This is a genomic window from Pseudomonas sp. AC532 (assembly GCF_979258965.1).
The window spans coordinates 2447705-2473724 of record NZ_OZ409888.1 but is presented as its reverse complement, the minus strand read 5'-3'; the positions used below and the strand labels follow the sequence as shown (position 1 = coordinate 2473724).

Genomic DNA, 26020 nt, shown 5'->3' with positions numbered 1-26020 from the left:
GGGAAGTTTTTTTCAGCGTGGCTCGATATGCACCCAGTAACGGGTGAAACGGCGGATGCGTACCGGCAGGTTGGCGGCCAGGGAATCGAGCGCGCGGTCACTGTCATCCAACGGAAAGGCGCCGGAGATGCGCAAGTTGGCGACCGCCGCTGCGCAGGTCACCCGGCCACGCCGCTGGCGCTCGAAGGCGCTGGCGAATTCGCCCAGGGGCATGTCATCGGCGATCAGCATGCCGTGCAGCCAGGCCAGCAGGTCGTCGCTTGCCACCGTCGGCGCATCGCTGCGCGTGCGGTAGAGGCGCGACGCCTGCCCGTTTTGCAACTGGCGCTGCCGGGCCGGATCGGCGCCCGGGGTGAGCAGCACGCTGCCGCTGAACACGGCCACCCGCGTGGCGCCGAGCTCCTGGCTGACCGAAAACCGCGTGCCGATCGGGCGTACGCTGCCTTCTGCGCTGCTCACCCGGAGCGGACGCGGGTCGCGGCCGGTTTCCAACAGCAGCTCGCCCTCCAGCAGGTTGACGAGACGCTCGTGCGGGGTGAATTCGAGGGTCACCGCGCTGGCACTGTTGAGGCTCAGCAGGCTGCCATCGGTCAGGCGCCATTCGCCCCGTTCGGCCAGTCCGGTTCGGTAGTCGGCGGTCCAGCGCTGCCAGGGTTGCTCGCGCAGCGCCAGCCAACCGCAGCCGCCCGCGCCGATCAGCAGCGCCAGATGCCGGACCGCGCGGCGCCGGTTGATGCCGGTCGGCACGCTCAACGTGGCTCTGGCCAGGTCACTCGGCAGGCCCTTGAAGTGCCCGCCTACGCCATTCGCGCAGGCCCAGGCCCGCGCATTTTCCGGGCAGGCGTCGAGCCACTGGCGCCAGCGCTGCTGGTCTTGTTCGCTGGCATCGCCGGCGTGCAGGGTCACGAACCAGTGGGCGGCCTGATCCAGAGCGGCATCCGATGGGGGCTGATGGGAGGGGCGGATAGTCACGCTCAGAGGCCCGGCTGCATACAATGGCGGATGGCCTTGAACATGTACTGCTTCACCGAGCTGAGCGACACGCCCAGGCGCCCGGCAATCTCGGCGTAGGTCAGGCCGTCGAGTTGCGAAAGCAGAAATGCCTGGCGCACCTTGGCTGGCAGGCCGTCGAGCAGGGCATCGATTTCCAGCAGGGTTTCCAGCAGCAGGTAACGCGTTTCGGGATCGGGCTGCTGGTCTTGCGGCAGGTTGGCCAGGCTGTCCAGGTACGCGCGCTCGAGGGCGCGGCGGCGCAGGTGGTTGACCATCAGGCCCTTGGCGACGGTGGCCAGGTAAGGGCGCGGCTCGCGAATATCGGCCAGATCCCGGCGCGCGAAAATGCGCAGGAAGGTGTCGTGGGCCAGGTCCGCCGCATCGAACGCGCAGCCCAGGCGCTGCTGCAGGCGCAGGCGCAGCCAGCTGTGGTGCTCGGTGTAGAGGCGGTGCGCCGCGTCAGGGCCGCAAGGCGAACTGGACCGGGTCGGCATGCGCGCAATATCCGGAAATAAAGCGCGCTTTATATAGCAGTAATTCTCATTTGCATAGCCCGTGTGTGCGATCGGCCCGGCCTCAGCGCACCCTCACCACCAGCTTGCCGACCGCCTTGCGCTGCGCCAATGCCTCGATAGCCGCACCACCATCCGCCAGGGCGTAGGTCTCCGATACCAGCGGCTTGAGCTTGCCTTCGGCATGCCAGGCAAACAGCTGGCCGAAATTGGCCGCGTTGTCGGCGGGCTGGCGCTGCGCAAAAGCGCCCCAGAATACGCCCACGGCTGCCGCCCCCTTGAGCAGCAGCAGGTTGACCGCAAGCTCCGGGATGCGCCCGCTGGCAAAGCCGACGATCAGCAGGCGGCCGTTCCAGGCAATGCTGCGCGCGGCCTGATCGAACAGGTCGCCACCCACCGGGTCGTAGATCACGTCGGCGCCCTGGCCATTGGTCAGGCGCTTGACCTCATCCTTCAGGTTCTGCGCGGTATAGTCGATCAATGCGTCGGCGCCCGCCTGTCGGGCAATCTCCAGCTTGGCAGGGTTGCTTGCCGCCGCGATTACCCGCGCACCCATGGCCTTGCCGATTTCCACTGCAGCGAGGCCCACGCCACCGGCAGCGCCCAGCACCAAAAGGGTTTCGCCGGCCTGCAGCCCGGCGCGTTGCCGCAGCGCATGCATCGACGTGCCGTAGGTCATGCCGAAGGCGGCGGCACTGATGAAATCCATGCTCTCGGGCATCGGCAGCACGTTATAAGCGGGCACCGCGACCTGCTCGGCGAAGCCGCCCCAGCCGGTCAGCGCCATGACCCGGTCGCCGGCGTGCAGGTGGTTCACCTTGTCGCCCACCGCACTGACCACGCCGGCCACCTCGCCGCCTGGTGCGAACGGGAAGGGCGGTTTGAACTGGTACGTGCCTTCGATGATCAGCGAGTCAGGAAAATTCACCCCGGCGGCATGCACCTCGATCAGCACCTCGTTGGCCTTCGGCCACGGGTTGTCGACGGCTTCCAGGCTCAGAGTATGGGCGGGGCCGAAGGCCTTGCAGAGCAGTGCTTTCATGGGAATCACCTCGTGTTTCCTGCAGTCTAGGAGCGGCCGCTTGCGGGTCAATCAGCATCGCTGCTTTTGATGGGCGCCCATAAGCATTGGGATCGGCCGCAGGCGTTGCTATGCTTGCCGGCAGTTCAATGGAGATCGCCCGTGAAAACCTTTCTGACCCTGCTGCTCGCCTGTGCGTTGTCGCTGCCTGCCTTCGCCAATGAAGAAGAAAAGAAGGAAGGCGAGAGTGCCGTGCCCCAGGTGATCTATCACAGCCTGACCCCCGCGCTGGTTGGCAACTTCGGCACCGGTCCCAAGCTCAAGTACTACAAGGCGGATGTCGCCCTGCGTGTGACCGGCACCGAGGCCGAGGCCAAGGTGACCCACCATGAACCGCTGATTCGCAATCAACTGGTGATGCTGTTTTCCCAGCAGACCGAGGAAAGCCTGGCCACGCCGGACGCCAAGGAGAAGCTGCGCCAGGAAGCACTCAAGCAGGTGCAGCAGGTGCTCAGCGACGAGGAAGGCCAGCCACTGGTCGAAGACCTGCTGTTCAACAACCTGATCCTGCAGGGCTGATCACCTCAACAGCAGAATCGCCGTCCACTGTGCCTGCGTCACCGGCATCACCGACAGGCGGCTGCCCTTGTGTACCAGCGCCAGCTCCTGCAGGGCGCTCTGGGCTTTCAGCTCGGCCAGCGGGATGACCCGCGCAAAAGCCTCGACGAAGGTCACGTCTACCGCCGTCCAGGGATTCTTCTCGGCGCTGGCCTTGGCGTCGAAGTAGTGACTGCTGGCGTCCAGCGCAGTGGGGTCGACGTACGGGCTGCCTGCGATGCGGGCAATCCCGGCTACGCCTGGCTGCGGGCAGCTCGAGTGGTAGAACAGAAACTGATCGCCTGCCTGCATGCTGCGAATGAAATTGCGCGCCTGGTAGTTGCGCACACCGTCCCAGCGTGCGGTACCCAGGCGCTGCAGGTCGTGGATGGAAAGTTCGTCGGGTTCGGATTTCATCAGCCAGTAGGGCATGAACTTTGCTCTCGGATCGGGGCAATGGACGTAGCCGGCAGTTGGCAGCGGCTACGTGGAAGCTGGTCGACGAATTCTACCTTGTCAGACCCGGTCGCTTGAGCCGGGAGGGGGCGATGCATGAGGCGCAAGCCGGATCTGTTGTGGGTACTGGTGGTGGTGTTCAGCCTGGGGATGGTGACCGCCGGTTACACGCAAAGCCAGTGGCAGCAAGGCACCACCTCGTCCGCAGCGCCGCACTGGAGTGCGCCGCCGCGCTAGTACCAGCCGTGGTCGGTGACCGTGGCATCCAGGGGGATGTCCCAACTGGCCATCGTCAGTCGGTCGACCTGCTGGCAGCCGTGGGCCAGCCCGAGCAGCGTCGGTTTGTGCCAATTTTTGCGCCGTGCGCGGTAAGCCAGGCTGCGGTCATAGAAACCGCCCCCCATGCCGAGCCGGCCACCGTGCCGATCAAAACCGACCAGCGGCAGCAGAATCAGATCGAGAGCCCATACCTTGCGCTGTCGTGTGCTGTCGCGGCGTGGTTCGGGAATGCCAAAGCGATTGGCTGCGAGCTTTTCGTGCGCATCGATGCGCTGAAAGACCATGCTGGTGCGTGGCCAGGCTTTCAACACTGGCAGGTAGACCCGCTTGCCACGGGCATGGGCGGCAGCCACCAGCCGCCACGGATCGATTTCTCCGTCGTTGGCCAGGTACAGCGCCACATGCCGGGCTCGGCGAAACAGCGGGTGCTGCGCCAGTTGCCGGTAGAGCGCCTTGGCTGCGCGTTGCTGGGCTGCCGGTGCGAGGCTGCGGCGCTGCTGGCGCAGGGCGCGGCGCAGCTGGGCGCGGGTGAGCGGGGCGGCCTCGATCATGCCGCAAGCACAGCGTCGGGGGCGATCATCGAAACCCTGGTGGGTGGCGAGGAATCGCGGGCAATAAAAAGCCCGCTGCCGGCGTAAGCCAGCAACGGGCTATAAATTGTGACTCCCCAGCATGCCGCTGTCGGTTTAGCCCTTGAACCCGAAAGTTCAAGGTGGAGGTTGCAGGAAACCTTAAGGCTTTCCGTCGAGCGGACATGCACACCGGCATCAACTGACAACCCCCAGGGTTGTGCGTATCGGCTCAGGGACATCACCAACTGGCGCACACTCCAGGGAGCTGCGGCCAGTATACCGCAAACTGACGACCGTTGATCAGACACCTCGGCCATCGGTGTCGTCGACCAGCGCATTGTCGACACGACCCAGCAGGTCACGCACGTGATCACGGGTCGCGGAGGCCTGTTTATCCAGGTGTTGCTGCTTGTGTAGCAGGTCGTGGGTGATGTTCAGCGCGGCCATCACGGCGACCCGGTCGGCACCGATGACTTTGCCGGCGCTGCGTATTTCACGCATCTTGCCATCCAGGTAGCGGGCGGCACTCTGCAGATTGCTGCGTTCGTCCGCGGGGCAGGCGATGCAATATTCTTTGTCCAGTATCTGGACGGTAACGGTATTCGATTGGGTCATGAGTCCTGCTCCAGGGCTTTGAGGCGCGAAATCATCGATTCGACCTTGTGCCGTGCCATTTCGTTCTTTTCGATCAGATGAGCGCGTTCTTCGCGCCACGCCTGCTCGCTTTCCTGCAGGAGACGGTTGTGTGCCTTGAGTCGCTCGACGCGCTGGATCAGCAGTTCCAGCTTGGCCGTCAGGGCTTGTAAATCGGCGTCTTCCATTGGCTCTCGCTTTGGCAGGGTTGTCCGGAGTGTATAGGCGCGGCTTCAGGAGGGGTCAAACCCGCTGATGGTCTTGGCGCGTCTGCCGGTGCTAGGATACAAGGCCTCCATTCTAGTGATTGCGTCTCCTGGCGCCTAGTGATCGATGCCGACTTCCAGTTCTCCCTACGCTGCATTCGCCACCTTGCTCGCCAGTGGCGGCTCTTCTGTTTCTCCCGCCGAACTGCATGGCCTGCTGCTGGGCCGCAGTTGCGCCGGCGCCGGGTTCGACGCAGGCCCCTGGCTGGTCGACGCCACCGAACTGCTCGGCAGCGAACCCCCGGAAAATGTCCGTCAGGCGCTGATCGGCCTGCAGGAAATGGTACGAGGCGAGCTGACCGGTGACGATGTCACCGTGGTCCTGCTGCTGCCCTCCGACGAGGCGCCGCTGGCCGAGCGCGCCGCGGCTCTAGGCCAGTGGTGCCAGGGCTTCCTCGGTGGTTTCGGGCTGACCTCGGGCGACGCCGCGCTAAGCGCCGAGGCCATGGAAGTGCTGCAGGATCTTTCCGCCATCGCCCAGGTGCAGAATGCCCTGGACGAATCCGAGGACGGCGAAAACGATTACATGGAAGTCACCGAATACCTGCGTGTAGCGCCTCTGCTGCTGTTCGCCGAGTGCAACAAGCCGGTGGCCCCAACGCCGAAGCCCTCTCTGCACTGAGTCTGACCTCCACCCGACCGACCGGAACCTGCGTGCCCATGACCAGCATCTCCAAAGCGGAATACGCCCGTCGACGCAAGGCGCTGATGGCGCAGATGGAACCCAACAGCATCGCCATCCTGCCGGCGGCTCCGGTGTTCATCCGCAACCGCGATGTCGAGCACGTCTACCGCCAGGACAGCGATTTCCAGTACTTGTCAGGCTTTCCCGAGCCCGAGGCGGTGATCGCGCTGATTCCAGGGCGCGAACACGGCGAGTACGTGCTGTTCTGCCGCGAACGTGACCCCGAGCGCGAGCTGTGGGATGGCCTGCGTGCCGGCCAGGAAGGCGCCATCAGCCGCTACGGCGCGGACGATGCGTTCCCCATTGGCGATATCGACGACATCCTGCCGGGGCTGATCGAAGGCCGCGAACGCGTCTATTACGCCGTGGGCACCAACCCCGAGTTCGACCGTCATCTGATGGAGTGGGTCAACGTCATCCGCTCCAAGGCGCGCCAGGGGGCCACGCCACCGAAGGAATTCGTGGCGCTCAACCACCTGCTGCACGACCTGCGCCTTTACAAATCCGCCGGTGAAGTGAAGGTGATGCGCGAGGCCGCGCAGATTTCCGCCCGCGCCCACGTGCGTGCCATGCAGGCGAGTCGTGCCGGGCTCCACGAGTACCACCTGGAAGCCGAGCTGGATTACGAGTTCCGCAAGGGGGGCGCGAAGATGCCAGCCTATGGCTCCATCGTCGCGGCGGGCAAGAATGCCTGCATCCTGCATTACCGCGAGAATGATGCGCTCCTCAAGGACGGCGATGTGGTGCTGATCGACGCCGGCTGCGAAATCGACTGCTACGCCAGTGACATCACCCGTACCTTTCCAGTCAGCGGCCGGTTCACGGCCGAACAGAAGGCCATCTACGAGATCGTGCTGGCGGCCAACCTGGAGGCCATCAAGCATATCGCCCCAGGGCGCCACTGGAACGAAGCCCACGAGGCCACGGTGCGGGTGATCACCGCCGGCCTGGTCAGGCTGGGCCTGCTCAAGGGCGACCTCGACGAACTGATCGAGGCGCAGGCCTACAAGCCGTTCTACATGCACCGTGCAGGGCACTGGCTGGGCATGGACGTTCACGATGTCGGTGAATACAAGGTTGGCGGCGAATGGCGCGTGCTCGAAGTGGGTATGGCGATGACCGTCGAACCGGGCATCTACATTGCGGTGGACAACCAGAACGTTGCCAGGAAATGGCGCGGCATCGGCATCCGTATCGAGGACGATGTGGTGGTGACCAAGACCGGCTGCGAAATTCTCACCGGCGACGTGCCCAAGGCCGTCGACGAGATCGAGGCGTTGATGGCCGCTGCCCGTACACAGGTCGCCTGAGGCCATGCTTCGGGTCGATCTGGCGATCATTGGCGGTGGGCTGGTTGGTGCCAGCCTGGCGCTGGCGCTGCAGCCCGAGGCGCGCAAACGCGGTTGGCGCATTGCGCTGATCGAGCCGTTCGCGCCTGGCGAGGCCTACCAGCCCAGTTACGATGCCCGCTCAACGGCGTTGTCCTACGGCTCGCGGCTTATCTACGAACGCCTTGGCGTATGGCCTGCAATCGCCGAGCGGGCAACGGCCATCGAGCGGATCCACGTGTCCGATCGCGGGCGCTTCGCCGCGGCGCGCTTGAGCGCTAGGGAGGAAAGCGTTCCCGCCCTCGGCTACGTGGTGGAGAACGCCTGGCTTGGTCATTGCCTGTGGCAGGCACTGGATGCCGAGGTGATCCAGTGGCGCTGCCCGGCGCAGGTCGAGCGAATGGACGCCGAGATGGATGGCTACCGGCTGACCCTCGATGACGAAACCCTGATCGACTGCTCGCTGGCGGTACTCGCCGACGGCGGGCGTTCTTCGTTGCGCGAGCAGTTGGGCATCACGGTGCAGCAGCGGCCGTACGACCAGACCGCGCTGATCGCCAATATCACCCCGTCGCTTGCCCACGGCGGCGAAGCGTTCGAGCGCTTCACCGAGTCCGGGCCGCTGGCGCTGCTGCCGCTCACCGAAAACCGCTGCGCACTGGTGTGGACACACCCGAGCCGCGACGTCGAGCGATTGCTGCACCTGGATGAGCGCGCCTTTCTCGCCGAGCTGCAGGCGGCGTTCGGCTACCGCCTGGGGGCCTTGCGCCAGGTCGGCGCGCGGGTGCCGTATCCGCTGGTGCTGGTAGAGGCGGCCGAACAGGTGCGCGCCAACCTGGTGGTGCTCGGCAACGCGGCCCACAGCCTGCACCCGATCGCCGGGCAGGGCTTCAATCTGTCCCTGCGTGACGTGCGCGCCCTAGCCGATACGCTGCTGGCGAGCGCCGTGCCGCTCGGCGACCTGGCCACGCTGCAGCGTTATGCTGGCGCTCAGGCCGCTGATCAGGCCGCCACCGTGGGCTTTTCGGATCAGGTCACCCGCCTGTTCAGCACCGATCAGCCGCTGCTGGCTGCCGGCCGTAACCTGGGGCTGCTCGGCCTGGAGCTGCTGCCGCCAGCCAAACGCTGGTTCGCGCGCCAGGCCATGGGCATGGGCACCCGCGGTAACGCGCAATGAGCGCCCGCCAGTTGGCGCGCAAGGCCCGCGTGCTGCGCTGGATCATGAACCTCTACCCGCCCTACCTGGGCGCCGGCGTGTGGATCCGGCGCATCGCTCCGGACTTTCGCCAGGTCGAGGTGAAGATGGCGCTACGCTGGTACAACCGCAATTACGTGGGCACCCAGTTCGGCGGCAGCCTGTATGCGATGACCGATCCGTTCTTCATGCTGATGCTGATGGAGAACCTCGGTCGCGATTATGTAGTCTGGGACAAAGCTGCCAGCATCGATTTCATCACGCCAGGCCGCGGCCCGGTGTTCGCCTCGTTCGCCATTGGCCAGGCCTTTATCGACGATGTGCGCGAGCGCACCGCAGCCGGTGGCAAGTACCTGCCCGACCTGCAGGTGGAAGTGCGTGACGGTGAGGGCGCCCTGGTGGCGCGGGTACACAAGACGCTTTACGTGCGGCGCAAACCGCGCCTGCAGCAGGCAGCCTGAGGGAATGGACGAGATGCGCGCAGACCTGATCATCGTCGGTGCCGGAATGGTCGGCAGCGCCCTGGCGCTTGCCTTGCGCCAGCAGGGGTTGGAGTGCCTGGTGGTGGACGGCGGGTCGCTGCAGGCCGAGCCATTTGACGCCGCTTCCGCCTACGAGCCCCGGGTCAGCGCCCTGTCGATGGCCAGTCAGCGCATTCTCGAGCGCCTCGGCGCCTGGTCGGGCGTGCTGGCGCGGCGCAGCTGCCCCTACCGCGACATGTACGTCTGGGATGGCAGCGGCACCGGCAACATCCATTTCAGCGCGGCCAGCGTGCATGCCAATACCCTTGGCCATATCGTCGAGAACCGCGTGGTGCAGGACGCCCTGCTGGAGCGCTTGCATGACGGTGCTGTCGGCCTGCTCGCCAATGCGCGCCTGGAACGGCTGCGCCATTCTGGCGACGACTGGCTGCTGACCCTCGCCGATGGCCGCGAGCTGCGCACACCGCTGGTGGTCGCAGCTGATGGCGCCAATTCGGCAGTGCGCCGCCTGGCCGGCTGCGAAACCCGCGAATGGGACTACCTGCACCACGCCATCGTCACCAGCGTGCGCTGCAGCGAGGCGCACCAGGCCACTGCCTGGCAGCGGTTCACCGACCAAGGCCCACTGGCCTTCCTGCCACTGGGCGAGCGTGATGGCGAACACTGGTGCTCCATCGTCTGGTCGACCACGCCGGAGCAGGCCAGCGAACTGATGGCGCTCTCCGATGAGGCGTTCTGCAGCGCTCTCGGGCAGGCATTCGAGCACCGCCTCGGTCAGGTTTTACAGGCGGATCGCCGGCTGTGCATTCCGCTGCGTCAGCGCCATGCCAAGCGATATGTCGAGCCCGGGCTGGCGCTGATCGGCGACGCCGCCCATACCATCCACCCGCTGGCCGGGCAGGGCGTCAACCTCGGCTTGCTCGACGCAGCGGTACTCGCCGAGGTGCTGGGGCAAGCCGCCGTGCGTGGTGAACGGCTGGCCGACCCGCGTGTACTGAGCCGTTACGAGCGCCGTCGCATGCCGCACAACCTGGCGATGATGGCGGCGATGGAGGGCTTCCAGCGCCTGTTCCAGAGCGACTCGCTCACGTTGCGCCTGTTGCGCAACACCGGGTTGGGCCTGGTTGACGGGCTGGACGAAGCCAAAGCGCTGTTCGTCCGCCAGGCGTTGGGCCTGAGCGGCGATTTGCCGGATCTGGCCAAGGCCCGCTAAGCATCCTGGGATTCTCATCCCTTGCGTGACGTTGATTACTGCATGACAATGCGATGCATTATCATCTTTAATCGCTGGTGCTGCCATGTCCGGCCCGGATCATTCCGCGTTGCATCTTCTCTACGTAGAACACAGCGGCTGGCTCAAGGGCTGGCTGCGGGCTCGCCTGGGCAATGCCAGCGATGCTGCCGACCTGGCTCAGGACACCTTTGTGCGGTTGCTCAGCGCCCGTGACGTGCAGGCCATCCGCGAGCCGCGCACCTACCTGAGCGCCATCGCCCGTGCGCTGATGATCGACAAGTTTCGCCGTCAGGCCGTCGAGCAGGCCTATCTCGATGTGCTGGCGCTGCGACCTGAGCCGATGGACATTTCCCCGGAAACCCGCCTGCTGATCCTGGAAACCCTGACGGCGGTCGACGCCATGCTCGACGGCCTCGGTGAGCGCACGCGGCGTATCTTCCTGGCGGTGCAGCTGGAGGGGCTCAGTTATGTGGCGACCGGCGAGCGCCTGGGCGTGTCGGTGACCACGGTGAAGAAGCACCTGATCCGTGCCATGACCCATTGCCTGTTGCTGATGGACGACTGAGCCATGGATCGCCAAATCCTCGAGGCCGCCGCCACCTGGTACGTGCAGCTCAACGCCGCGCCGCCGAGCGAAGCCGAGTGCAAGGCGCACCGTGAGTGGCTGGCGCAGCACCCGCGGCATCGTCAGGCCTGGGCACGGGTGGAGCGCCTGCAGCATCAGCTCGGTGGCTTGCCTGCCGATGTCGCGCTGCCCGCGCTGGACGGTGTGCGAGCGCGGCGACGGATGGTGCTGAAGACCCTGGGTCTGCTGCTCGCTTCCGGGGCGGCGGGCTGGGCGTCCTTCGAACTCGCACCTAAGCAGGGCTGGCTTGCCGATCAGCGCACGGCTACCGGCGAGCGCCGCCACTTGCAGCTGAGCGATGGCAGCGTGCTGGATCTGAATACCGCCACAGCGGTGGATGTTCGTTTTGACACCAGCCTTCGTCAATTGCATCTGCATCGCGGCGAAATACTCGTGCGCACCGCTGCCGACCCGGCTGTGCGGCCCTTCGTGGTGCACACCGCGCAGGGCAGCGTACGCGCGCTGGGGACCTGCTTCAGCGTGCGCTGCGAGGGCGACAAAACTCAGGTTGCGGTGCTGGAGGATGCGGTCGAGGTACGTGCGGCCCGGCAGGCCAGTCTGGCGGTGCGCATCGGCGCCAATCAACGGGTCGATTTAGAGGCCGCTGCGGTTGGTACGCCCAGCGTATTGCCCCCGGGAGCAGGTGCCTGGGCCCAGGGCATGCTGACGGTGATCGACTGGCGCCTGGATACCTTCGTCGCCGAGCTGGGGCGCTACCGTCCCGGCTATCTGAGCTGTGCCGACGCGGTGGCAGACCTGCGCCTGTCTGGCGCTTTTCGGATCGACGACACGGACATCATTCTGGAAAACCTGGGCGCCTCGCTGCCCATTCGGGTGCGTTACCTGAGTCGCTATTGGGCGCGTATCGAGCCTGCTTGAGCTGTTCTGCAAGAAAAAAGCTAGGTGGGGTTGCCGATTTTCATTCTCATTCGGCCAAGCACATGAAGCGGTTTTGCATCACCGCGGATCTGCCCAGCTCATGACAAGGAAATGACCATGCCCCGCTTTCTCTCGCCGGCCAAGCCGATGGCTCGCGCCGTTCACCTGGCCCTGTTCGGTCTGGCCTGTGCGCCGATACCCTTGCTCTGCGCCTTGCCGGGCCACGCCCTGGCGCAAGAGGCAGGGGGGCAGAGCTACCGTATTGCGCCGGGCTCGCTGGGTACCGCGCTGAGCCAGTTCGCAACGGTAGCCGGGGTGACGCTTTCATTCGCCGCCGTGCAGACCGAAGGGCTCGATTCGCCGGGCCTGCAGGGCGACTACGGCGTGGACGAAGGACTCGCGCGCCTGCTGCAAGGCAGCGGCTTGCAGGCCCAGCGCCAGGGCAATGGCAGCTATGTGCTGGTACCTGCCAGCCGGGGCCAGGGAATTGAGCTGTCCGCACTGAGCATTTCCGGCAAGGCGCCGGGGTCGACCACCGAGGGCACGGGCTCCTATACCACCGAATCGTCCAGCAGCTCGACACGCCTGAACCTGTCCCTCAAGGAAACGCCGCAATCGGTCACCGTGCTGACCCGCCAGCGCATGGATGACCAGAACCTCGACAGCCTCACCGATGCCCTGGAGGCCACCGCTGGCATCACCGTGATTCGCGAAAGCCTGGGCGCTGACAGCACCACCTATCTGTCGCGCGGCTTCGCCATCCGCAACTTCGCCATCGACGGCGTACCGACGTCGGCAGGCATGGACAACTACACCCAGAACACCGCCATGTACGACCGGATAGAGGTAGTGCGTGGCGCAACCGGGCTGGTCAGCGGCCTTGGCAACCCTTCCGCGACCATCAACCTGATCCGCAAGCGCCCGGGCATCGAGCCCAGGGTGCAGTTGTCGGCAGAAGCCGGTAGCTGGGATCGTTACGGCCTGGGGGTAGATGTCGGCGGCGCGTTGACCGAGAGTGGCAACGTGCGCGGGCGTTTCGTCGTCGATCACAAGGACCAGCATGCGTGGATCGACCGCTTCAGCCAGGAGGTGAGCACCTTGTACGGCATCACCGAGCTGGATCTGAGCGAATCGACCCTGCTGACCCTGGGCTTCAGCCATCAGACGACCAACAGCAACGCGCCGATGCGCACCGGCTTTCCGCTGTTCACCACCGACGGCGGAAGAACCGACATCAAGCGTTCGTTCAACAGCTCGCCTGACTGGACGTACTACGACCGTCAGCAGAGCACGCTGTTCACCTCCGTCGAGCATCAGTTCGCCAATGGCTGGAGCGGCAAGGTGGAGTACAGCCACGCGCGCAACGATTACGACACTGTGGTCAGCTACATGGACGGCCTGATCAATCCGACCACTGGCTCGGGTGCCTACATCATGCCGACCCGCTGGCAGGCGACACCCGAGCAGGACAATCTCGACGCCTATCTCACCGGCTTCTTCCCGCTGCTAGGCCGCGAACACGAGCTTATCGGCGGGGTCACCCTGGCGCGCCTCGAGGAGCGGGGAACCTCCAACTATGGCGGTTGGCAGCGCCCGGGCTCCGGTTATGCCGGCAGCATCGACAACATCTACGGCTGGAACGGCCAGGCGCCGAAACCGGTGTTCAACAAGATCGGTGAAAGTGACCTGACCGAAACCCAGTACGCCGCCTACCTGACGTCGCGCTGGCACCTGACCGATGCGGCCAGCCTGATCCTCGGTACGCGTGCGGTGGACTGGAATCGCGAAAGCAAAAGCCGTTTGTACGGCGGCGCCACCAGCAAAACGGAGCGTACCGAAACCGGTATCGTCATCCCCTATGCGGGTTTCGTCTACGACCTCAGCGACACCTGGACGGCCTATGCCAGCTACACGCAGATATTCAATCCGCAGAACGCCAACATCCGCGACGTCAGTGGCACGCCTTTGGATCCTCAGGAAGGCACCGGCTATGAGCTCGGGCTGAAGGCTGACTTCTACGACGGGCGCCTCAATGGCAGCCTGGCGGTGTTTCGCGTCGAGCAGGACAACCTCGCGGTGGCCAACGGCAGCTTGCTGCAGCCCAGCGGTTTCCAGGCCTACAAGGCGGAAAATGGCACCACCAGCGAAGGTGTGGAGCTGGAGGTCAATGGTGAGTTGGCCGACGGTTGGCAGCTCACCGGGGGCTACTCCTACAGCGTCAGTTTCAATGATGACGACAAACGTATCGTCACCGAGATCCCGCGTAACAGCGTGAAGCTGTTCACCAGCTATAGGCTGCCTGGCGCCCTGGACAAGCTTACCGTCGGCGGCGGTGTGAACTGGCAGAGCGAGAGTGGCTATGACCTCAGCTATGCGACCACGCAGAGCAGCTACGCGCTGGTCAATCTCATGGCGAGGTACCAGCTCACGCGGGCGCTGTCCGCGTCGGTGAACCTCAACAACCTGTTCGACAAGGAATACCTCACCACCACGGCGGCAGGTTTGTATGGCGCCCCACGTAACGTCATGACCAGCCTGCAATACACCTACTGACCCAGCCTCAGCCGCTGCCACGCGCTTGCGCAGGATTGGCGTGCGCCGGGGGCATGTGGTTTCGGGACGAACGGTAATATCTGGCAACGACCTGCAGGTGTGCGTCTTAGATGCGAGTAACTATCATCCTCGCTTCTTTCACTCCAACAAGGTTGTTGTCATGTCGGTACGTCGCGCGCTGCTAGCAGTATTTACCCTGAGTGCCCTGTCCAGCGCCGTTCAGGCGGCCGATGAGGTGGTAGTCTATTCCTCGCGTATCGACGAACTGATCAAGCCGGTGTTCGATGCCTACACCGCCAAGACGGGTGTGGCGGTCAAGTTCATCACCGACAAGGAAGCACCACTGATGGAGCGCATCAAGGCCGAGGGCGACAACACGCCGGCGGACCTGCTGCTCACCGTGGACGCCGGTAACCTCTGGCAGGCGGAACAGATGGGCATCCTGCAGCCGATGAAGTCGAGCGTCGTCGAAGCCAACATCCCGGCCCAGTATCGCGCCACCAGCGGCGCCTGGACGGGGCTGTCGGTGCGTGCGCGGACCATCGTGTACTCGCCGGAGCGGGTAAAGAGCGGCGAGCTGACCACCTACGAGGCACTGGCCGACAAGAACTGGGAAGGCCGCCTGTGCCTGCGTACCAGCAAGAAGGTCTATAACCAGTCGCTGACCGCCACGCTGATCGAGACCCATGGCGAGGCCAAGACCGAAGCGATCATCAAGGGCTGGGTCAACAACCTCGCCACCGACGTATTTCCCGATGACAACTCGGTGATCAATGCCGTGGCCGCCGGGCAGTGCGACGTGGGTATCGTCAACACCTATTACTTCGGTCGCCTGGAGCAGCAAAATCCGGATATCAAGGCCAAGCTGTTCTGGCCGAACCAGCAGGACCGTGGTGTGCACGTCAACCTGTCCGGCATCGGCCTGACCAAGCACGCACCAAACCCGCAGGCGGCCCAGAAGCTGGTGGAGTGGATGACCAGCGCCGAAGCGCAGAATCTGTTCGCCGACAGCAACAGGGAGTTCCCCGCCAACCCGAAGGTGAAACCATCGGCCGAAGTGGCCGCCTGGGGTGACTTCAAGGCCGACAGCATTGCCGTGGAAGTGGCTGGCAAGCGCCAGGCCGAAGCCATCCGCCTGATGGACCGAGCCGGCTGGAATTAATCACCTCGATTTGTTTGAATGCTGGCCGCGGTGTATGACCGCGGCCTTTTCATTCTCCTCACAAGGACGTTCTCATGTTGCTCGCTTCGTTGCCCCGTGTACTGGGCCTGTTTTTCGTAATGGCGGTGCTTGGCGGTTGCCAGTCATCGTTGATGGTGGCGCCAAGCGACGGCGTCGAACCGCAGGCCACGGCTGACAAGGCGCTGGTCGTGTTCATGCGGCCGTCGTCGATGGGCGGCGCCGTGCAGTCGTCGGTGTACGACACGCGCGCCACCGGCGACGACGTGTTCGCCGGCGTGGTCTCGTCCAAGAGCAAGGTCGCCTACCTGGCCGAGCCGGGCGAGCATCTGTTCATGGTGGTATCGGAAAACGCCGATTTTCTCGCCGCCAATCTGGAAGCGGGCAAGCGTTACCACGTTCTGGTAGCGCCACGGATGGGGGTATGGAAGGCGCGTTTTTCACTGTTGCCCATTCGCAATGACGCCAATGCCGAGAACAGCCTGCAGTCGAGCGATTTCAGCGACTGGGACGAGTCGACGAGCTGGATGACCATCGGCCCTGACGCCCGGAACTGGTACCAGAAGAATATCGACAGCATTCGTGCGCGCAAACTCGACTACCTGCCGAAATGGCAGAGCAAGAGTGCAGCCGACAAGGCCGAGCGCACGCTGCGTGCCGAGGACGGTATCTGAATTCGGCGCTGGTCTTTGCCGTTTGACGCCCCGGCCTGTCCGGGGCGTCGTGCTTTACCGGGTTGGCGCGTGCCGCAACGTGGCTGTGCAGTGTGGCAGGTTGGCAGCCCGGTCTTCGAGGAGTGCATGTGGCTCATCCGTCCCAGCGTCGCTGGTACCCCATCGCGTTTGCCGTAGCCCTGCTGGTGCTCATGCCGCTGGCCGTGTTGCTGTCCAGCTGGCACGAGGTGGACCGGCAGATCTGGTCGCACCTGTGGCAGACGCAGATGCCGCGGCTGATCGGCAATACACTGACGCTGGTGTTCGGGGTCGGCATCGGGGTGACGGTGCTGGGCGTGAGCCTGGCCTGGCTCATCAGCCTGTGTGACTTCCCGGGCCGCCGCTGGCTGGACTGGGCGCTGATGCTGCCCTTTGCGATACCCGCCTATGTGCTGGCGTTCGTGTTCGTCGGCCTGCTGGATTTCTCCGGGCCGGTGCAGACCCTGTTGCGCGAGTGGCTGGGCAGTGGTGTGCGCTTTCCGCGGGTGCGCTCCACCGCCGGGGTGATCATCGTCCTGGTGCTGGTGTTCTATCCCTATGTCTACCTGCTGGCGCGCAACGCCTTCATGGCCCAGGGCCGGGGCCTGATGGAGGCGGCGCGTACCCTTGGGCACACGCCCTGGCAGGCTTTCTGGCGAGTCGCCTTGCCGATGGCGCGGCCGGCCATCGGCGCCGGGCTGGCACTCGCGCTGATGGAAACCCTGGCGGATTTCGGTGCGGTATCGGTGTTCAATTTCGATACTTTCACCACCGCCATCTACAAGACCTGGTACGGCTTCTATAGCCTTGGCAGCGCCGCGCAACTGGCCTGCCTGCTGCTGTTCGCGGTGATGCTGGTGCTCTACGCCGAGCGCCGTTCCCGCGGTGCCGCGCGACCCGGCGCCGAGCGCGCGCGCACTGGCGCCTTGTACCGGCTGACCGGCCTGCGTGGCCTTGCGGCCAGCGCCTGGTGCCTGCTGGTATTCGCCTGCGCCTTCGTCATCCCGCTGCTGCAACTGCTGGTGTGGTTCTGGCAGCGCGGCCGCTTCGATCTGGACGAGCGCTACCTGGGGCTGATTCTGCACACGCTCTACCTGGGCGGCATGGCGGCGCTGATCACGGTCTCGGTGGCGTTGCTGCTGGCGTTCGCCCGGCGCATGGTGCCGACGCCCATGATGGGCGCCACCGTGGGGCTGGCCAACCTGGGCTATGCACTGCCCGGTTCGATGCTGGCCGTGGCCATCATGCTGGCCTTCAGCAGCCTGGACAACGGCGTGGTGATTCCCCTGTCGAGGTGGCTGGGCGGTGCCGGCAAGGCCATGCTGCTTGGCAGCCTCGGTGCCCTGCTGCTGGCCTACCTGATCCGCTTTCTGGCGGTGGCCTACGGGCCGCTGGAGACCAGCCTGGCGCGCATCCGCCCATCGCTGCCCCAGGCGTCACGCAGCCTGGGCGTTGGCGGCGTGGCGCTGTTCCTGCGCCTGTACCTGCCGCTGCTGACGCCAGGCGCGTTGGCGGCGGCGTTGCTGGTGTTCGTCGATGTGCTCAAGGAGATGCCCGCCACGCTGCTGATGCGCCCCTTTGGCTGGGACACCCTGGCCGTGCGCATTTTCGAGATGACCAGCGAAGGCGAATGGGCGCGCGCTGCGCTGCCGGCCCTGACCCTGGTGCTGGTGGGCCTGCTGCCGGTGATCGTGCTGATTCGGCGCTCGGCGCAGCGAATCGGATAAACGGTTCTCAAGCTGGTGCCAGAGCGGTTGCCGGGCCGTCGCGCCGGATTTGTTACAAGGCCTGCCAATGTCCGGGATGACCGGCCCCGACCATGCGGCTACAATGCGCGCCATTCGCTGCGGCCCGCCATGCAGCCACTTCCATGCTTACCTGGAATGGCCCTATCCGTGCGCGCTACAGCCTTGCAACGCCCGGAAGGAGATCCCATGGGACAGCGCACACCTCTTTACGACCTGCACCTCGCGCTCGGCGCGAAGATGGTCGATTTCGGCGGCTGGGACATGCCGTTGCACTACGGCTCGCAGGTCGAGGAGCATCACCAGGTGCGTCGTGATTGCGGGGTTTTCGACGTTTCGCACATGACCGTCGTCGATGTGCTGGGCGCAGACGCCTGCGCCTACCTGCAGCACCTGCTCGCCAATGACGTGGCGCGCCTGCAAGTGGCCGGCAAGGCCTTGTACAGCACCATGCTCAACGAGCAGGGCGGGGTAATCGACGACCTCATCGTCTATCGGCTCGACACGGCGCCGGCAGCACGCTATCGCCTGGTGGTCAATGCCGCCACGCGTGACAAGGACCTGGCCTGGATGCGCGCGCAGAGCGGCGATTTCACGGTCGAGCTGCACGAGCGCAGCGACCTGGCGATGTTCGCCATTCAGGGCCCCAAGGCGCGGGCCAAGACCAGCGAACTGGTCAGCCAGTCGCGGGCCAATCTGATCCACGAGCTCAGGCCATTCCAGGGCCTGCCCGATGGCGAGTGGTTCATCGCGCGCACCGGCTACACCGGTGAAGACGGCCTGGAGATCATGCTGCCGGTCGGCGAAGCAGTGGCGTTTTTCAATGACCTGGTGGGTGCCGGCATTTCGCCGATTGGCCTGGGCGCACGCGATACCCTGCGCCTGGAGGCCGGCATGAACCTCTACGGTCAGGACATGGACGAACAGGTGTCTCCGTTGGCCGCCAACCTGGCATGGACAGTGGCCTGGGAGCCCGCCGCGCGTGCCTTCATCGGCCGCGAGGCGCTGCAGCGTCAGTATCAGGACGGCCTGCATTCGCGGCTGGTCGGCGTGGTGCTGGAAGAGCGCGGCGTGCTGCGTGCCCATCAGATGGTACGGGTCGATGGCGTAGGCGAAGGCGAGATCACCAGCGGCAGCTTCTCGCCGACCCTGGGCAAGTCGATCGCCCTGGCCCGTGTGCCGGCTGGCACTGGTGACCGTGCCGAGGTCGAGATTCGCGGCAAGTGGTATCCGTTGCGCGTGGTGCAACCGAGTTTCGTGCGCCACGGCAAAGTGTTGATCTGATGATGTGCGCCTGACAGCGGCGGCCTGCACCTGCTAAATTTCCCTGACGGCGCGGTCGCCGTCCTGTCTGATGAGGAACGACAACATGAGCTCTATCCCCGCCGATCTGCGTTACGCCACCAGCCACGAGTGGGCGCGACTGGAGGCCGACGGCAGCGTGACCGTGGGCATTTCCGATCATGCTCAGGAGGCCTTGGGCGATGTGGTGTTCATCGAGTTGCCCGAGCTCGGCAAAGTGCTGGACGCCGGGCAGGAAGCCGGTGTGGTGGAGTCGGTGAAAGCCGCTTCAGACATCTATGCCCCGGTCGGCGGTGAAGTCATCGCGATCAACGAGGCGCTCGCCGACAGCCCTGAAAGCGTCAACAACGACCCCTACGCAAGCTGGTTCTTCAAGCTGCAGCCGAGCGACGCTTCGCAATTGCAGAAGCTGCTGGACAGCGCCGGCTACGCGGCGAGCATCGACGGCTAAGCTTTCGACGCGGCATGCAAAAGCCGGCCCCTGGGCCGGCTTTTTTATGGCTGTTCGGTAGCGAGCATTATCACTGCTCGGCAGTGAGAATCGCGGTGGCCAGCTCCAGGTCGCTGGCTTGCAGATCCGGATGATCGGCGCGGATCTTCTGCAGTGCTGCCTCCAGGTAAGGGCCACGGATCTCGCCGTTGCTGGCGATGTAGCTGGTGGCGTCATCCTGGGCAGGCACGATCATCTTGTTGTCCTTGAACGTCAGGTACGTCGAGGCGGTGGTTGCCCCCGATGACAGAACGTCGCGCAGATTGACAGCGTATACCTGGGTGGAAGCGGCCAGAAAAAGACCGGCGATCAGCAGCGAACTTGAACGGCGCATAGCGTTGACTCCTGTTGGTTTTCCTACTGCTTAAGAGTGTGCCGCTGCGCAGCTGGTTCCACTGTACGCCCGAATACCGCCCTGCAGGCTGCGCGAGCTCGTGCCTGCAGGCGGTCAGGCATTCACTGCGCAGACTTTCAGCAGCACGCCATCCTGACCGATGACCACCACTGGCGTGCCGGCCGGCATGTCCGGGCCGATCACCAGCCACAGCGAGTCGCCTGCCTTGATCTTGCCGCGCCCGCCGGCGATGGCTTCATGCAGAATGAACTGGCGTCCCTGCAGCTCCTGGCCGCGTTTGTTGAGGCCCGGCTGGTCGGAAGCTTCGGCGCTGCTGCGCTGACGTCGCCACCAGAACACCGCCGTGAGGATGGAAAAACTGCCGAACAGAATGAATTGCAACGCCCAGGGCAGGTCGGGCATCACGTAGGTCAGGACCCCGACACTGGCCGCGGCCACGCCGATCCACAGCAGGTAACCGCCGGCACCGAACACCTCGAGAATCAGCAGCACAGTGCCCAGTGCCAGCCAGTCCCAGAATGTCAGGTTCTGCAGATAAGCCAACATGATCTCAGCCCTTCTTGTCGCTGAACGTAGCTTTGACGATCTCGCCAATGCCGCCCACAGCGCCGATCATTTGGCTGGCTTCCAACGGCATCAGGATGACCTTGCTGTTGTCGGCACTGGCCAGTCGGCCCAGGGCGTCGATGTACTTCTGCGCGACGAAATAGTTGACCGCCTGCACGTTGCCCTCGGCGATGGCCAGCGACACCACGCGCGTTGCCTCGGCTTCTGCTGCTGCAGCCCGCTCGCGTGCTTCTGCCTCGAGAAACGCAGCCTGACGCTCGCCTTCGGCTTCGAGAATCTGTGCCTGTTTCTTGCCTTCTGCGGTGAGGATGGCGGCAGCGCGCAGGCCTTCAGCTTCGAGAATCTGCGCACGCTTGATGCGTTCTGCCTTCATCTGGCCTGACATGGCGGCCATCAGGTCAGCGGGCGGGCTGATGTCCTTGATCTCGATACGGGTGATCTTGATGCCCCAGGGCGCGGTGGCTTCGTCGACGGTTCTCAGCAGCTTCTCGTTGATGCCGTCACGCTGGCTGAGCATCGCATCCAGCTCCATGGAGCCGAGCACGGTGCGGATGTTGGTCTGCAGCAGGTTACGGATGGCGTGCTCGAGGTTGTTCACCTCGTAAGCCGCCTGGGCCGAATTGATCACCTGAAAGAAGCACACCGCATCGATCTGCACCGTGGCGTTGTCGGCGGTGATGACTTCCTGTGGCGGAATATCCAGCACGCTTTCCATGACGTTGAGCTTGCGGCCAATACGATCCATCACCGGCACGATGATGTTCAGGCCCGGTTTGAGCGTGGTGGTGTAGCGTCCGAAACGCTCCACGGTCCATTCGGAGCCCTGTGGGACGACCTTGAAACCCATGAACACGATGGCGAAGGCCAGGCCGACGAAGAGGAAGATGACTGCGGTACCGATTTCCATGTAGAGACGATCCCTGTTGTAGATAGGCAAATGAACGCCAAGGGTACTGGAGATTGCCCGGCAATGATGCGCTTTACAGCACGAAGCGCCTCACCGAGGCCTGCATGGCCTCGGCCGAGCTGTCCATCTTCGCCAGCATGCGGGCCAGCTCCTGCATGGCCAGGTTATTGCGCTGGGCCACCTCGCTGATCATTTCCACGCGCTCGGCGACCTCGTTGCTGGCCTTGGACTGCTCGGTAATGGTGTGGGAAATTTCGTCGACCCTCTGCGCCGCGTGCTGCACGCCAAGGCGAATCTCGCTGATCGAGTCGCTGGCCTGCCGGGCCATGCCCACGCCGTCGGCCACCCGGTTGACACCCTGCTCCATGCTCTTCACCGCCAGCGCGGTGGATTCGCTGATGCGCTGGATCATCACGGTGATCTCCTGGGTCGATTGCGCGGTGCGCCCTGCCAGGCTCCTGACTTCGTCGGCCACCACGGCGAAGCCGCGGCCGGCCTCACCGGCACGCGCGGCCTCGATGGCCGCGTTGAGGGCCAGCAGGTTGGTCTGTTCGGCGATGCTTCTGATTACCTGGATGATCGAATTGATCTGCTCGGAAGACTGGCCCAGTGCGGTTACCGTCTGCGCGGACTGATTGACCGCATCGGCGATGCCGTTCATGCCTTCGACCACGCCGAGAATGACCTGGCCACCGCTGCCTGTCAGGTGCTCCGACTGTTCGGCGATGTCTCGTGCGCTGCAGGTGTGTTCGGCAATCTGCGCGATGTTACCGATCATCTGCTCCATCGCGGCGGCCATGCTGGTGGCGGCATCGGCCTGTTCACCGGCGCCAGCGGCCACCTCGCTGGCGGTTTCGCTGAGGCTGTGTGAGGCGGTGCGCAGCTCCTCGCTCTCGGCGCGAATGGTCTCGATCATCCGGCGCAGGCCGCTTTGCATGTCTGCCAGCGCCTGCTGCAACTGCCCGGCTTCGTCATGGCTGTCGACGCTGATGGGGCTGCTCAGGTTGCCCTGGGCCATGGTGCGTGCGGCCCGGGTTATGTTCGTCAGCGGCTGCAGGACCGCCCTCAGCAAGTGCCGGGTGATCCACAGGATCAGCAGGCAGGCCACGGCGAGGCTACTCCACTGCCACCAGGAGGCCTGGCGTACCGTGGCTTCGCTGTCGGCTCGAGTCTGCGCCACGCTGGCTTCGATCTGCGCGCTGATTGTTTCGTTGCGCACCTCCAGTTCGCTGAAACTGCGCAGGAAATCGGGCATCAGTGCTCGCGCGGCCGGCGGATCGGAAAGGGCCTGATCGACGACCCGTTCGGCCGCGCGGATATAGTTCTCGAGCACCGGGCCCAACTGGTCGATGGCCTGGCGGATGTCGCTGGCCAACGGCAGTGTGCCGTTGCGCGTCATCGCCTGTCGGAAGCGCTCGCTGTGTTCGCGCAGGTCCTCGCGAACCTGGGTGGCCGCGGCCGTATCGCCGGGTGCGGTCAGAAAGGCGCCGAGCACATCGGCACGCAGGGCGTCGTGCATCATGTCGCCGTCGAGGTGATTGCGCAGTGCACTGGCATTCACCTCGTTGGCCACCAGCGCCTCGCCCAGCAGCGCCTGGCCCCACAGGCCAATGCCGCCGACCAGCAGCGTGGCCACGATACTCACGGCGCCACAGGCAAGCATCTTCTGGCGGATATTCATGGCGCCGCTCCTGCAGGATGATCTCGGCTGAGCTTAGCTCAGTCGCGGATTAACGCTGCTCGCTTTGCGGAGTGACGCGCAGTACTTCCTCGATGGTGGTCTGGCCGGCCGCGATCTTCTGCGCACCCGACAGGCGCAGGCTGCGCATGCCGTCCTTGAAAGCCTGGCGGCGCAGCGGTGTCAGGTCGGTGTCGTTGCTGATCAGCGGTTTCAGGCTGTCATTGAGCAGCATGATCTCGTAAACCCCGGCACGGCCGCGGTAGCCGGTTTCCCGGCATTCGGCGCAGCCCACCGCGCGGTGGGCACCGGTGGGCAGCGGGGCGTTCCAGGGGCGGGTCAGTTCCTGCCAGTCGGCTTCGTCGAGCTCCAGCGGCGCCTTGCAGTGCGGGCATAGCGTGCGCACCAGGCGCTGCGCCATGACGCCGAGCAGGGTCGCCTTGAGCAGGTAGTGCGGCACGCCCAGTTCGAGCAGGCGGGTGATGGCGCTTGGTGCGTCGTTGGTGTGCAGCGTGGACAGCACCAGGTGGCCGGTCAGCGCGGCCTGGATGGCCATCTCGGCGGTTTCCAGGTCGCGGATTTCGCCGACCATGATGATGTCCGGGTCCTGGCGCATCAGGGCGCGCACGCCGCTGGCGAACGTCAGGTCGATATTGTGCTGGACCTGCATCTGGTTGAAGGCGCCCTCGATCATCTCGATGGGATCTTCGATGGTGCAGACGTTGACCTCGTCGGTCGCCAGTTGCTTGAGGGTGGTGTACAGCGTGGTGGTCTTGCCGGAGCCGGTGGGGCCGGTGACCAGGATGATGCCGTTGGGCTGGCGGGTCATGCTCTCCCAGCGCTTGAGGTCGTCCGGGCTGAAGCCCAGCTGATCGAAGCCGCGCAACAGCACGTCGGGGTCGAAAATGCGCATGACCATCTTCTCGCCGAACGCTGTTGGCAGGGTGGACAGGCGCAGTTCTACTTCGTTGCCGGCCGGGGTCTTGGTTTTTACCCGGCCATCCTGGGGTTTGCGCTTTTCGGCAACGTTCATCCGCCCCAGGGTCTTCAGGCGGCTGACGATGGCCATGGTGACCTGGGCGGGGAACTGGTAGACGGTGTGCAGCACGCCGTCGATGCGAAAGCGTACGCTGCCCTGTTCGCGGCGTGGCTCGATGTGAATGTCGCTGGCGCGCTGCTGGAACGCGTACTGGAACAGCCAGTCGACAATGTTCACCACGTGGGCGTCGTTGGCATCCGGTTCCTGGTCCTGGGCGCCCAGATTGAGCAACTGCTCGAAGTTGCCGACGTTGCTGATCTTCGCATCGTTGTTGGTGGCCCCGCTGACCGAGCGGGCCAGGCGATAGAACTCCACGGTGAAGCGCTGGATGTCGGCCGGGTTGGCGACCACCCGCTTGATCGGGCGTTTCAGCACGTGGGTCAGGTTGGCTTCCCAGCTGTGCATGAACGGTTGTGCGCTGGCGATGGTCACGGAGTCGGCATTTACCGCCACGGCGAGGATCTTGTGGCGCTGAGCGAAGGCGTAGGACATCAGCGGGGTGACTGCGGCCGCGTCGATCTTCAGGGGGTCGATGCGTAGGTAGGGCTGGCCCGCCTGCTGCGCCAGCCACTGGGTCAGGCTTTCCAGGTCGAGCTTGCGGCCCGGTCGGGACAGGTCGTCCAGTTGCTGCGCCGCCATGAACTCCAGTGGATGCAGGTCGTTGTTGGCGCCGCTGCGGCGGATCGCCAGGCATTGCTCGGCGCTTTCCTGGGCGATGCGCCCCTGGCCGACCAGTTCGCGCAGCAGTTCGTTGAGGTCGAGCAGGCGATCGGGCGTGGAGGGCGAGAGGCTGGACATGCGGGCTCCTGAGTATCCGGTAAAGGGCGTGCTCCGTGCGGGGCGTCAGCATGCCTGATTGCCGCGGCCCTGACTAAGCGCCGGTTCAAGGTTTGCGCTGCGACTGCTGCCAAGCCTGGCAGGCGGCAGGGGCCTGAGGCGTCGTGGGGCGCCGGCTCAGGCTTTGGGTACCGACTCTGGCTGCGGTGCGCTGCCGGCAGGAAGCGCTTCAGGTTCGGGCAGCGTGTCCTGCGCCTGCCCCTTGCTGCCGTCCTCCTCGAGGCTCTGCACGGGCAGTGTCGGGGGCGGTGTCAGGCCCATGGAGACGTAGATGCTGGTCAGCGCGTCGACACCCATGTTGGCGGGTTTTACCCAGTCGGCAGGCACATAGAGCAGGCCGCCGCCAACTGGAATCGGTGCGGTCGGAACCAGAATCGCGAGGTGCGGACGGCCTTCCAGTTCCACAGGCTCCGAGGTGGGCTGCAGGGCCAGCACCGCCACCCCGTCACCGCCGCCAAAGAAGCACCACACCGGTCGCATGCTGGTGATGTCGGTATTCTTCTTGTCGAGCAGCCCGACGAAGCGATCGGCAAGGTTATAGAAGTTGCCGATCAGCGGCGTACGCCGCAAGGTCACGTCGATCAGCCAGCCAAGCGGCTTGCGCAGCCCCAGTTTCACGGCCAGCCCCAGTGGGTACAGGCTGATCAACAGCACCAGGGTGCCGAGCAGGTAGGCCAGAAACGGATTGCTGGCAAACGGTGTACCGAGTGCGGCGAACAGCCGGCCGATCGCGGTGGAAGGGCCGATCAGGTTGTTCAACAGGCTGACGATCCAGGTCAGCAACACCATGGTCAGGACCAGCGGCAGCAAGGCCAGCAGGCCGGCGAGCCAGGTTGCGATGATGGATTTCAGGCTGTGCTTGAACATCTGTGTAGTCCTATTGGGTGGGCATAGCGCGCTGCGATCTGCCCGAGTCCA

The 26020-nt window shown here is 64.8% G+C and carries 27 protein-coding genes, 1 other RNA gene and 2 pseudogenes; 15 read left to right on the top strand and 15 right to left on the bottom strand.

Annotated features, from left to right (window positions below; genetic code table 11):
• Positions 1-12: 12 nt before the first annotated feature.
• The 3 genes from ACZ0AV_RS11715 to ACZ0AV_RS11705 all read right to left on the bottom strand — a co-directional run bounded on the left by ACZ0AV_RS11715 (position 13) and on the right by ACZ0AV_RS11705 (position 2547).
• On the bottom strand, positions 13-972 hold the full coding sequence (locus tag ACZ0AV_RS11715) for a FecR domain-containing protein (RefSeq protein ID WP_499151176.1): 960 nt from the start codon (positions 970-972) through the stop codon (positions 13-15).
• 2 nt (positions 973-974) lie between these two features.
• A complete protein-coding gene (locus ACZ0AV_RS11710; protein ID WP_499151175.1) occupies positions 975-1487 on the bottom strand; it encodes a sigma-70 family RNA polymerase sigma factor in 513 nt (170 codons plus the stop codon).
• 82 nt (positions 1488-1569) lie between these two features.
• The gene (locus tag ACZ0AV_RS11705; protein WP_499151174.1) at positions 1570-2547 is read right to left on the bottom strand and encodes an NADPH:quinone oxidoreductase family protein; all 978 of its coding nucleotides are present in this window, start codon (positions 2545-2547) and stop codon (positions 1570-1572) included.
• 141 nt (positions 2548-2688) lie between these two features.
• On the opposite strand from ACZ0AV_RS11705, the gene ACZ0AV_RS11700 reads away from it, so the two are divergent.
• Positions 2689-3105: a flagellar basal body-associated protein FliL gene (locus ACZ0AV_RS11700; protein WP_499151173.1), complete on the top strand. Its 417-nt coding sequence runs from the start codon at positions 2689-2691 to the stop codon at positions 3103-3105.
• Here ACZ0AV_RS11700 and ACZ0AV_RS11695 read toward each other — a convergent pair whose 3' ends face one another.
• Positions 3106-3555 carry an EVE domain-containing protein gene (locus tag ACZ0AV_RS11695; RefSeq protein ID WP_499151172.1) on the bottom strand — a complete coding sequence of 150 codons (450 nt, stop codon included), beginning with the start codon at positions 3553-3555 and terminating at the stop codon, positions 3106-3108.
• 120 nt (positions 3556-3675) lie between these two features.
• On the opposite strand from ACZ0AV_RS11695, the gene ACZ0AV_RS11690 reads away from it, so the two are divergent.
• Positions 3676-3816: a hypothetical protein gene (locus ACZ0AV_RS11690; RefSeq protein ID WP_499151171.1), complete on the top strand. Its 141-nt coding sequence runs from the start codon at positions 3676-3678 to the stop codon at positions 3814-3816.
• Here ACZ0AV_RS11690 and ACZ0AV_RS11685 read toward each other — a convergent pair.
• The 4 genes from ACZ0AV_RS11685 to ACZ0AV_RS11670 form a co-directional block, all read right to left on the bottom strand.
• Positions 3813-4409: a 5-formyltetrahydrofolate cyclo-ligase gene (locus ACZ0AV_RS11685; protein WP_499151170.1), complete on the bottom strand. Its 597-nt coding sequence runs from the start codon at positions 4407-4409 to the stop codon at positions 3813-3815. The two genes, ACZ0AV_RS11690 and ACZ0AV_RS11685, sit on opposite strands and share 4 nt — an antisense overlap.
• 109 nt (positions 4410-4518) lie before the next feature.
• Positions 4519-4697, bottom strand: a non-coding RNA gene (gene ssrS, locus ACZ0AV_RS11680) — 6S RNA.
• Positions 4698-4730: 33 nt separating this feature from the next.
• A complete protein-coding gene (locus ACZ0AV_RS11675) occupies positions 4731-5045 on the bottom strand; it encodes a cell division protein ZapA (protein WP_499151169.1) in 315 nt (104 codons plus the stop codon).
• Positions 5042-5251 carry a TIGR02449 family protein gene (locus ACZ0AV_RS11670; RefSeq protein WP_499151168.1) on the bottom strand — a complete coding sequence of 70 codons (210 nt, stop codon included), beginning with the start codon at positions 5249-5251 and terminating at the stop codon, positions 5042-5044. The genes ACZ0AV_RS11675 and ACZ0AV_RS11670 overlap by 4 nt, the downstream gene beginning before the upstream one ends.
• A gap of 145 nt (positions 5252-5396) precedes the next feature.
• Here ACZ0AV_RS11670 and ACZ0AV_RS11665 point away from each other — a divergent pair, with 145 nt between their 5' ends.
• The 13 genes from ACZ0AV_RS11665 to gcvH all read left to right on the top strand — a co-directional run bounded on the left by ACZ0AV_RS11665 (position 5397) and on the right by gcvH (position 19680).
• Positions 5397-5951, top strand: coding sequence for a YecA/YgfB family protein (locus ACZ0AV_RS11665; protein WP_499151167.1), 555 nt, complete (start codon positions 5397-5399; stop codon positions 5949-5951).
• A 38-nt stretch (positions 5952-5989) separates the two neighbouring features.
• A complete protein-coding gene (gene pepP / locus ACZ0AV_RS11660) occupies positions 5990-7324 on the top strand; it encodes a Xaa-Pro aminopeptidase (protein WP_499151166.1) in 1335 nt (444 codons plus the stop codon).
• A gap of 4 nt (positions 7325-7328) precedes the next feature.
• Complete coding sequence (ubiH, locus tag ACZ0AV_RS11655) at positions 7329-8519, top strand: 2-octaprenyl-6-methoxyphenyl hydroxylase (protein WP_499151165.1); 1191 nt, start codon at positions 7329-7331, stop codon at positions 8517-8519.
• Complete coding sequence (locus ACZ0AV_RS11650) at positions 8516-8998, top strand: DUF4442 domain-containing protein (protein ID WP_499151164.1); 483 nt, start codon at positions 8516-8518, stop codon at positions 8996-8998. Before ubiH ends, ACZ0AV_RS11650 begins: the two co-directional genes overlap by 4 nt.
• Positions 8999-9011: 13 nt before the next feature.
• A complete protein-coding gene (locus tag ACZ0AV_RS11645; protein WP_499151163.1) occupies positions 9012-10232 on the top strand; it encodes a 2-octaprenyl-3-methyl-6-methoxy-1,4-benzoquinol hydroxylase in 1221 nt (406 codons plus the stop codon).
• 85 nt (positions 10233-10317) lie between these two features.
• On the top strand, positions 10318-10818 hold the full coding sequence (locus tag ACZ0AV_RS11640; RefSeq protein WP_499151162.1) for a sigma-70 family RNA polymerase sigma factor: 501 nt from the start codon (positions 10318-10320) through the stop codon (positions 10816-10818).
• Positions 10819-10821: 3 nt separating this feature from the next.
• Positions 10822-11757 carry a FecR domain-containing protein gene (locus tag ACZ0AV_RS11635; protein ID WP_499151161.1) on the top strand — a complete coding sequence of 312 codons (936 nt, stop codon included), beginning with the start codon at positions 10822-10824 and terminating at the stop codon, positions 11755-11757.
• A 117-nt stretch (positions 11758-11874) separates the two neighbouring features.
• Positions 11875-14310 carry a TonB-dependent siderophore receptor gene (locus tag ACZ0AV_RS11630; protein WP_499151160.1) on the top strand — a complete coding sequence of 812 codons (2436 nt, stop codon included), beginning with the start codon at positions 11875-11877 and terminating at the stop codon, positions 14308-14310.
• A 160-nt stretch (positions 14311-14470) separates the two neighbouring features.
• On the top strand, positions 14471-15472 hold the full coding sequence (locus tag ACZ0AV_RS11625) for an extracellular solute-binding protein (RefSeq protein ID WP_499151159.1): 1002 nt from the start codon (positions 14471-14473) through the stop codon (positions 15470-15472).
• Positions 15473-15546: 74 nt separating this feature from the next.
• The gene (locus ACZ0AV_RS11620) at positions 15547-16164 is read left to right on the top strand and encodes a hypothetical protein (RefSeq protein ID WP_499151158.1); all 618 of its coding nucleotides are present in this window, start codon (positions 15547-15549) and stop codon (positions 16162-16164) included.
• Between the two features lie 128 nt (positions 16165-16292).
• Positions 16293-17909, top strand: a complete 1617-nt coding sequence (locus ACZ0AV_RS11615; RefSeq protein ID WP_499151157.1) for an ABC transporter permease — start codon at positions 16293-16295, stop codon at positions 17907-17909.
• Positions 17910-18116: 207 nt separating this feature from the next.
• Positions 18117-19211: a glycine cleavage system aminomethyltransferase GcvT gene (gene gcvT, locus ACZ0AV_RS11610; RefSeq protein ID WP_499151156.1), complete on the top strand. Its 1095-nt coding sequence runs from the start codon at positions 18117-18119 to the stop codon at positions 19209-19211.
• 85 nt (positions 19212-19296) lie between these two features.
• Complete coding sequence (gcvH, locus tag ACZ0AV_RS11605; RefSeq protein WP_499151155.1) at positions 19297-19680, top strand: glycine cleavage system protein GcvH; 384 nt, start codon at positions 19297-19299, stop codon at positions 19678-19680.
• Between the two features lie 70 nt (positions 19681-19750).
• Here gcvH and ACZ0AV_RS11600 read toward each other — a convergent pair whose 3' ends face one another.
• The 7 genes and pseudogenes from ACZ0AV_RS11600 to ACZ0AV_RS11570 form a co-directional block, all read right to left on the bottom strand.
• Complete coding sequence (locus ACZ0AV_RS11600; protein ID WP_499151154.1) at positions 19751-20053, bottom strand: DUF2388 domain-containing protein; 303 nt, start codon at positions 20051-20053, stop codon at positions 19751-19753.
• A 114-nt stretch (positions 20054-20167) separates the two neighbouring features.
• Positions 20168-20620, bottom strand: a complete 453-nt coding sequence (locus tag ACZ0AV_RS11595) for an NfeD family protein (protein WP_499151153.1) — start codon at positions 20618-20620, stop codon at positions 20168-20170.
• A gap of 4 nt (positions 20621-20624) precedes the next feature.
• Positions 20625-21548: an SPFH domain-containing protein gene (locus ACZ0AV_RS11590; RefSeq protein ID WP_499151152.1), complete on the bottom strand. Its 924-nt coding sequence runs from the start codon at positions 21546-21548 to the stop codon at positions 20625-20627.
• 73 nt (positions 21549-21621) lie between these two features.
• Positions 21622-22455: pseudogene (locus tag ACZ0AV_RS11585) on the bottom strand (methyl-accepting chemotaxis protein); the annotation flags it as partial.
• Between the two features lie 24 nt (positions 22456-22479).
• A pseudogene (locus ACZ0AV_RS11580) lies at positions 22480-22803 on the bottom strand (HAMP domain-containing protein); the annotation flags it as partial.
• A 475-nt stretch (positions 22804-23278) separates the two neighbouring features.
• The gene (tfpB, locus tag ACZ0AV_RS11575) at positions 23279-25063 is read right to left on the bottom strand and encodes a type IV pilus assembly ATPase TfpB (RefSeq protein ID WP_499151151.1); all 1785 of its coding nucleotides are present in this window, start codon (positions 25061-25063) and stop codon (positions 23279-23281) included.
• 156 nt (positions 25064-25219) lie between these two features.
• On the bottom strand, positions 25220-25969 hold the full coding sequence (locus tag ACZ0AV_RS11570; RefSeq protein ID WP_499151150.1) for a DUF502 domain-containing protein: 750 nt from the start codon (positions 25967-25969) through the stop codon (positions 25220-25222).
• Positions 25970-26020 lie beyond the last annotated feature (51 nt).